Raw genomic sequence first — 220 nt, 5'->3', positions numbered from 1 at the left:
TCAACATCATTGAGTGATAGTGAATCGACATCAAGTGAGTCAGCAAGTTTGAGTAACTCAGCATCATTGAGTGATAGTGAATCGACATCAAGCGAGTCAGCAAGTTTGAGCGGTTCAACGTCATTGAGTAACTCAACATCAAGTGAGTCAACAAGTTTGAGTAACTCAGCATCATTGAGTGATAGTGAATCGACATCAAGTGAATCAGCAAGTTTGAGTG

1 protein-coding gene is annotated in these 220 nt (G+C 40.5%); it reads right to left on the bottom strand.

The annotated features are described in order from the left end of the window. A partial coding sequence (locus IAE53_RS11340) for a hypothetical protein (protein ID WP_200554269.1) occupies nucleotides 1–220 on the bottom strand: 220 nt, incomplete at both ends.

This window comes from Leuconostoc sp. S50, assembly GCF_016624925.1.
GTDB lineage: Bacteria > Bacillota > Bacilli > Lactobacillales > Lactobacillaceae > Leuconostoc > Leuconostoc pseudomesenteroides.
Note: the sequence above shows the minus strand (reverse complement) of the source record. Positions and strands in the feature narration are given on the sequence as shown.